Genomic DNA, 6456 nt, shown 5'->3' with positions numbered 1-6456 from the left:
CTGGCCGCGGGTGTCGCGCACCGTGCACGAGACCCCGGCCGCGCGCACGGCGGCGACGAAGGCGTCCTGCTGATGGCGGGGGCTGGCGTCCCACTCGCTGCCCGGCGTCGGGTTGAGCGGGATGAGGTTCACGTGCGCCATGGGCCCGAGACGCTGGGCGAGCAGTCGACCGAGCATCTCGCCCCGCCAGGTCTGATCATTGACGTCACGGATCAGCGCGTACTCGATGGACACCCGCCGCCCCGTGGCATCGGCGTAGTGGCGGGCCGCGTCCATGACCTCCGAGACCGGCCACCGGTTGTTGACGGGCACCAGGGTGTCCCGGAGTTCGTCGTCCGGGGTGTGCAAGGACACCGCGAGGGTGACCTGGAGCCCCTCCTCGGCCAGCTTGTGGATGGCGGGGACCAGGCCCACCGTCGACACGGTGACCGCGCGTTGCGACAGACCGAATCCCGACGGCGGCGGGGCGATGATGCCTCGCACGGCGGTCATGACGCGCTTGTAGTTGGCGAGCGGCTCCCCCATGCCCATGAACACGACGTTGGACAGTCGCCCCGGCCCGCCCGGGATCTCACCGTCGCGCATGGCGCGGGCGGCGACCCTGACCTGCTCCAGGATCTCGGCTGCCGAGAGGTTGCGTTGCAGACCGCCCTGCCCCGTTGCGCAGAACGGGCACGCCATCCCGCACCCGGCCTGACTCGAGATGCACACGGTCGCCCGGTCGGGGTAACGCATGAGAACGCTCTCGACCAGCGAACCGTCGTGCAGCTTCCACAGGGTCTTGCGCGTGGTGCCCTCGTCGGTGGTGACGTGTCGTAGCGACGAGGTCAGCGAGGGGAACAGTTCTTCTCCGACCTTCTCCCGCAGGCCGGCCGGCAGGTCGGTCATCTCGCGGGTGTCCGCCTCGAGGCGCCCGAAGTACTGGTTGGCCAGCTGCTTGCCGCGGAATGCGGGAACTCCGAGCTCACCCATCGCCGCCTCGCGACCGTCGGCGTCGAGGTCGGCGAAGTGACGAGGGGGCAGCCCTCGGCGGGGGGCGTCAAAAACGAGCGGGAGAGGTTCAGCCATGATGCGGCCATTGTGTCAGAAACGGGCGACCGCAACACATCGCGAGCGGTGCCGTCCGACGCCGCCAGCGCATACAGTCCAGGTATGGCACAGCGATCACACGACCCGACAGACCGTCGTCACGCCGCCCCCGTCGAGGGGCGCGACGAGATCCCCCTCGAGGACACCCACGCGGACTCCACCCTCGTTCCCGCCGACGAGTCGACCCCTGCGACACGCACCCACGAGCAGGATGCTGTCCCCGATTCGTCGGGGGGACTTCTGGGCTCCGCGTGGGTGGGTCTGGTCCTGGGCGCGCTCGTCACCATCCTGCTGTTGATCTTCATCGCGCAGAACACGACCTCGACCGACGTCCGTTTTCTCGGGTTGGAGTTCACCCTCCCGCTTGGGGTGCTGATCCTCTTCGCCGCGATCGCCGGCGCGTTGATCATGGCCCTGTTCGCCGGCTTCCGGATCCTCCAGCTGCGGATGCGCGCACGCAAGGCGCGCAAACTGACCGCCCGACACTGACGCGCGACCCCCGGCGCGGGTCGGACGGTCCGCTCACTTCGCGGCTTCGCCCCGTGCCGACGTCACCCGTGCCAACGGAGGTGGTCGACGACTCAGGTCGGCACGACGTAGGTGAAGATGACCCAGACGACCACCGCGGTGGGCAGCACGGAGTCGAGGCGGTCCATGAATCCGCCGTGCCCCGGCAGGAGCGTGCCCATGTCCTTGATTCCGAGGTCCCGCTTCACCTGGGATTCCACCAGGTCGCCCAGCGTCGCGGTGAAGACCGTCAGGACGCCGAGCAACAGGCCCTTCCAGATGCTGTCGTCGAAGAGCAGGGCGACCACGAGTGCGCCACCGACCGTGGCGAACAGGATCGACCCGGCGAATCCCTCCCAGGACTTCTTGGGGCTGATCGCCGGGGCCATGGGGTGCTTACCGAAGAGCACCCCGGCCACGTACCCCCCGACGTCGGAGCACACGACCAGCAGGATGAGGGCCACGACCCGTTGCGCGCCGTAGTCACCGTCCGACAGCATCGCGCCGAGGGCTCCCGGAACCGCGATCCACACCAACACGAACACCGCGACCGACACGTCGCGCATGTAGTTCTTCGGTGCGGTGGTCAGACCGGCCATGAGCAGACGCCAGACCAGGACGACCACGCCGGTGACGGCGAACGCGGCGAACGCGCCTTCCGCCCCGTTGAGGTAACCCGCCCAGACCATGGCCTGCCCGCCTGCGAGCAGCGGGAACAGGGGAAGCGCGAACCGGGCCTGCCGTAGGCGTTTGAAGACCTCCCAGGTGCCGACGGCGACGGCGCCAGCGGCGACCAGATACCACGCGCGGGGGGTGAAGGCGATACTGGCGATAACGAGCGCGCCCAGGCCGACCCCGACCGGGATCGCCCGGGTCAGGTCACGGCCGGCGCGCGACGGAGGTGCGGCGGCCGCGGCGGTGGGCCCGGGCGGGCCCTGGGGTGCGGGGTCCACGGCATACTCCTCGGTTCTCGGGTGATGGGTGTCGCGGAGGTCAGACCTCCATCAGGTCGCCTTCCTTGGCCTTGACGAGTTCGTCCACCTCGCCGACGAATCGCTGGGTGAGCTTGTCCAGCTCCTTCTCCGCGGCGTTGACCTCGTCCTCGCCGGCCTCGCCGTCCTTGTCGATCCGCTTGAGCTCGTCCATCGCCTTGCGCCGGACGCCACGGACCGCGATGCGTCCGTCCTCGGCCTTGGCCTTGGCCTGCTTGACCAGATCGCGACGCCGTTCCTCGGTGAGCTGCGGCACGGTCACGCGGAGGACCTGGCCGTCGTTGGTCGGGTTGACGCCCAGATCCGAGTTGCGGATGGCGTTCTCGATCGGACCGATCTGCGACATCTCGTACGGCTTGATGATGAGCATGCGCGGCTCGGGTGCCGAGATGGTCGCCATCTGGGTGATGGGAGTCATGCTCCCGTAGTACTCACAGAACACGCGGTTGAACATGCCCGGGTTGGCGCGGCCGGTGCGGATGGCGGAGAGCTCGTCGCGAACGTGCTCGATCGCCTTCTCCATCTTGTCCTCGGCCTCGAGCAGAGTGTCGTCGATCATGTCTGTCCCTTTTCGTTGGGGTCGGTGTCGGTGGTCGGGTCGAGGACGTGTCAGGCCGTGCTGGCCACCAGCGTCCCGATCTGCTCACCGGCGACGGCGCGCGCGATGTTGCCCTCGGTGAGGAGGTTGAACACGAGGATGGGCATGTCGTTGTCCATGCAGAGGCTGAACGCCGTGGCATCAGCTACCTTCAGGCCCCGCTCGAGGCATTCGCGGTGCTCGATCCGGCTGAAGAGCTCGGCGTCGGGATTGGTACGGGGGTCGTCCGTGTAGACGCCGTCCACCGCCTTGGCCATGAGCAGCACGTCGGCCTTGATCTCCAGTGCGCGCTGGGCTGCGGTGGTATCGGTCGAGAAGTAGGGCATGCCCATCCCGGCCCCGAAGATCACGACGCGGCCTTTCTCCAGGTGTCGTTCCGCGCGCAGTGGGATGTACGGCTCCGCGACCTGCCCCATGTGGATGGCGGTCTGGACCCGCGTCGACACCCCCTCCTGCTCGAGGAAGTCCTGCAGGGCCAGACAGTTCATGACGGTGCCGAGCATCCCCATGTAGTCGCTGCGCGCCCGGTCGAGTCCTCGCTGCTGCAGCTGAGCACCCCGGAAGAAGTTGCCTCCACCGATCACGATCGCGATCTGCGCCCCCGTCCGGGACACATCGGCGATCTGCCGGGCGACGGACTGCACGACGTCCGGGTCGATCCCCACGCCGCCGCCGCCGAACATCTCACCGCCGAGCTTGAGCATCACACGTTTGTAGCCGTCCCGCGGGTCGGTCATCCCTCTCCTCGTCCCGGGCGGATCCAGCCCGTGTCGCGCGCGTTCACACCCCCGACGTCGATTGGCCGGAGTGGCGTGTGGTCCGTGGTGGGACCGGGTTCATTCTGCCCTATCGCCACGGCCGCCACACTCCAGCCCGCCGGGTACGGGCACACCCGGCCGTACGAACGCCGACGGCGGTACCCGGAGTACCGGGTACCGCCGTCGTTCGGGAACCCGCAACGGCGGGTTCGGGCCGTGGTCAGGCCTGGCCGACCTCGAACCTCAGGAAGGCCGAGACCGAGGCGCCGGCTTCGTCCAGCAGGGCACCGACGGTCTTCTTGTTGTCGGTCACCGACGGCTGGTCGAGCAGGCAAACATCCTTGTAGAAGCCGTTGAGTCGACCCTCGACGATCTTCTGCAGCGCCTGCTCGGGCTTGCCCTCCTCGCGGGCGGTGGCCTCGGCGATCTCGCGTTCCTTGGCGACGATGTCGGCGGGCACCTCCTCGCGGGACACGTACTGCGCCTTCAGAGCGGCGACCTGCATCGCGGCGGAGCGCGCGGCGGCCTCGGCGGCCTCGCCCTCACCGGAGTAGGCGACCATGACGCCGACGGCGGGCGGCAGGTCGGAGGAACGCTTGTGGAGGTAGACGGCCACGGGACCGTCGAGCTTGCCCACACGGCGCAGGACGAGCTTCTCGCCGGACTTGGCGGAGAAGGAGACGACCGAGTCGGCCACGGTGGTGCCGTCGAGCTCGGCGGCGTTCAGCGCGTCGAGGTCGGAGATCCCCTGGGCCGCGGCGACCTCGACGATCTTGTCGGCCAGTGCGATGAACTCGGCGCTCTTGGCGACGAAGTCGGTCTCGGAGTTGAGCTCGATCATGACGCCGTCCTTGATGGCGACCAGGCCCTCGGCCGTGGTGCGCTCGGCGCGCTTGCCCACGTCCTTGGCGCCCTTGATGCGCAGCACCTCGACGGCCTTGTCGAAGTCGCCGTCGGTCTCCTCCAGAGCCTTCTTGCAGTCCATCATCCCGGAGCCGGTGAGCTCACGCAGACGCTTGACGTCGGCAGCGGTGTAGTTCGCCATGGTGGGGCGACCCTCCTTAAAGGGGTTCGTGATCTGTCGGAAAAGTGTTCTGAGTCGGTCGGCGGGCGATCGCCTCCACCCTAGACGCCGGGGCGTCGGTGGATGGTCCGCCCACCGCCTCCGACACCTCGGGCCCGGCCCCCGGATGATCCCCGTGGGGATCGTGGGCGGCCGGGCCCGACGGTGCTCGAGCTGGTGGTGAGGATCAGGCCTCGGTGGCCGGCGCCTCGGAGGTGGCGGCCGCGATCTCCTGGGCGTCGGCCTCGGGGGCCTCGGCCACGGGGGACTCGGTGCCGGTGACCTCGGCGGGTGCCTCGGCACGCTCTGCCGTGGCGGCGCCGGTGACCTGGTCCAGCTGCTCGGTCTCCCACTCTGCGAGCGGCTCGGCCTCTTCGCCGGTGGCCTTGCCGGCCTGCGAGCGGGCCTTGAGGCCCTCGGCGACGGCGGAGGCGATGACGCGGGTCAACACGGTGACCGAGCGGATGGCGTCGTCGTTCGCCGGGATCGGGTAGTCGACGACGTCCGGATCACAGTTGGTATCGAGCAGCGCGACGACGGGGATGTTCAGCTTGCGGGCCTCGCCGACGGCGATGTGCTCCTTGTTGGTGTCGACGACCCACACCACGGAGGGGACCTTGCTCATGTCACGCATACCGCCGAGCGTGCGCTCGAGCTTGTTCTTCTCACGCGTGAGCATGAGGATTTCCTTCTTGGTGCGACCCTCGAATCCGCCCGACTGCTCCATGGACTCAAGCTCCTTGAGGCGGACGAGCCGCTGGTGCACGGTCTGGAAGTTGGTGAGCATGCCACCCAGCCAACGCTGGTTGACGTACGGCATACCGACCTTGGCGGCCTCCTCGGCGATGGCCTCCTGGGCCTGCTTTTTGGTGCCGACAAACAGGACGGTGCCGCCGTGGGCGACGGACTCCTTGACGAACTCGTACGCCTGGTCGATGTACGTCAGGGTCTGCTGCAGGTCGATGATGTAGATGCCGTTGCGGTCGGTGAAGATGAACCGACGCATCTTCGGGTTCCAGCGGCGGGTCTGGTGGCCGAAGTGGGCACCTGCGTCGAGCAGCTGCTTCATGGAGATGACTGCCATGATGGGTTGAGGGCTCGTCCGGCTTGGAAGCAGCCGGACCGCGAGGCCCTCGTCCTCGCTTTCTATGTATCGGGTTTCGCCCTCGAGCCGGGTGGCCGCGGGCCCTGGTGTCCGCGCCGGGCCGGACCCCCGTCGGGCGGGGCACCTGCTGGTCCGGCGTCCGGGGGGCCGGGGCTCATGGCCCCGGGGCCCGGATGCGGCTCCCGGGAACCGGGCTGCCGCAGGACACGCGAAGTCGATCGACGCAGAGTCGACCGCACCGGAAGCATAACCCCTCGGGCGCGCCCCTCCAAGACGGCCCACCCGACCGGTATCCGGGCACCGCGCACCGCGGTCGTGGCTCCGCCCGTGCGCGGGGGCTCCCG

General features: G+C 68.8%; 7 protein-coding genes. 1 reads left to right on the top strand and 6 read right to left on the bottom strand.

The window, feature by feature from the left end; all coding sequences use genetic code 11:
• The coding region (gene rlmN, locus G6023_RS02115; protein WP_182633952.1) for a dual-specificity RNA methyltransferase RlmN at positions 1 to 1068 on the bottom strand (1068 nt) is incomplete at its 3' end.
• Between the two features lie 84 nt (positions 1069 to 1152).
• Between rlmN and G6023_RS02110 the strand changes: the two genes are divergently transcribed.
• Positions 1153 to 1578, top strand: coding sequence for a LapA family protein (locus tag G6023_RS02110; protein ID WP_132061113.1), 426 nt, complete (start codon positions 1153 to 1155; stop codon positions 1576 to 1578).
• A gap of 92 nt (positions 1579 to 1670) precedes the next feature.
• On the opposite strand, the gene G6023_RS02105 is transcribed toward G6023_RS02110, so the two are convergent.
• The 5 genes from G6023_RS02105 to rpsB all read right to left on the bottom strand — a co-directional run bounded on the left by G6023_RS02105 (position 1671) and on the right by rpsB (position 6091).
• On the bottom strand, positions 1671 to 2549 hold the full coding sequence (locus tag G6023_RS02105; protein WP_067717620.1) for a phosphatidate cytidylyltransferase: 879 nt from the start codon (positions 2547 to 2549) through the stop codon (positions 1671 to 1673).
• A gap of 40 nt (positions 2550 to 2589) precedes the next feature.
• Complete coding sequence (gene frr / locus G6023_RS02100) at positions 2590 to 3147, bottom strand: ribosome recycling factor (protein ID WP_067717618.1); 558 nt, start codon at positions 3145 to 3147, stop codon at positions 2590 to 2592.
• A gap of 50 nt (positions 3148 to 3197) precedes the next feature.
• The gene (gene pyrH / locus G6023_RS02095; RefSeq protein WP_067717617.1) at positions 3198 to 3923 is read right to left on the bottom strand and encodes a UMP kinase; all 726 of its coding nucleotides are present in this window, start codon (positions 3921 to 3923) and stop codon (positions 3198 to 3200) included.
• Positions 3924 to 4164: 241 nt separating this feature from the next.
• The gene (tsf, locus tag G6023_RS02090; protein ID WP_069389369.1) at positions 4165 to 4989 is read right to left on the bottom strand and encodes a translation elongation factor Ts; all 825 of its coding nucleotides are present in this window, start codon (positions 4987 to 4989) and stop codon (positions 4165 to 4167) included.
• Positions 4990 to 5194: 205 nt separating this feature from the next.
• Positions 5195 to 6091, bottom strand: coding sequence for a 30S ribosomal protein S2 (gene rpsB / locus G6023_RS02085; protein ID WP_132061110.1), 897 nt, complete (start codon positions 6089 to 6091; stop codon positions 5195 to 5197).
• Positions 6092 to 6456: the final 365 nt, after the last annotated feature.

The sequence above is a fragment of the Dietzia sp. DQ11-71 genome (assembly GCF_014144995.1).
Lineage (GTDB): Bacteria > Actinomycetota > Actinomycetes > Mycobacteriales > Mycobacteriaceae > Dietzia > Dietzia kunjamensis.
The sequence above is the reverse complement of the archived record's forward strand: the minus strand, read 5'-3'. Positions and strand labels throughout refer to the sequence as shown.

Coding starts and splice junctions, on each gene's coding strand:
- G6023_RS02110 (WP_132061113.1), top strand. CDS start 1,153: ATGGCACAGCGATCACACGACCCGACAGACCGTCGTCACGCCGCCCCC.
- frr (WP_067717618.1), bottom strand. CDS start 3,147: ATGATCGACGACACTCTGCTCGAGGCCGAGGACAAGATGGAGAAGGCG.
- pyrH (WP_067717617.1), bottom strand. CDS start 3,923: ATGACCGACCCGCGGGACGGCTACAAACGTGTGATGCTCAAGCTCGGC.
- tsf (WP_069389369.1), bottom strand. CDS start 4,989: ATGGCGAACTACACCGCTGCCGACGTCAAGCGTCTGCGTGAGCTCACC.
- rpsB (WP_132061110.1), bottom strand. CDS start 6,091: ATGGCAGTCATCTCCATGAAGCAGCTGCTCGACGCAGGTGCCCACTTC.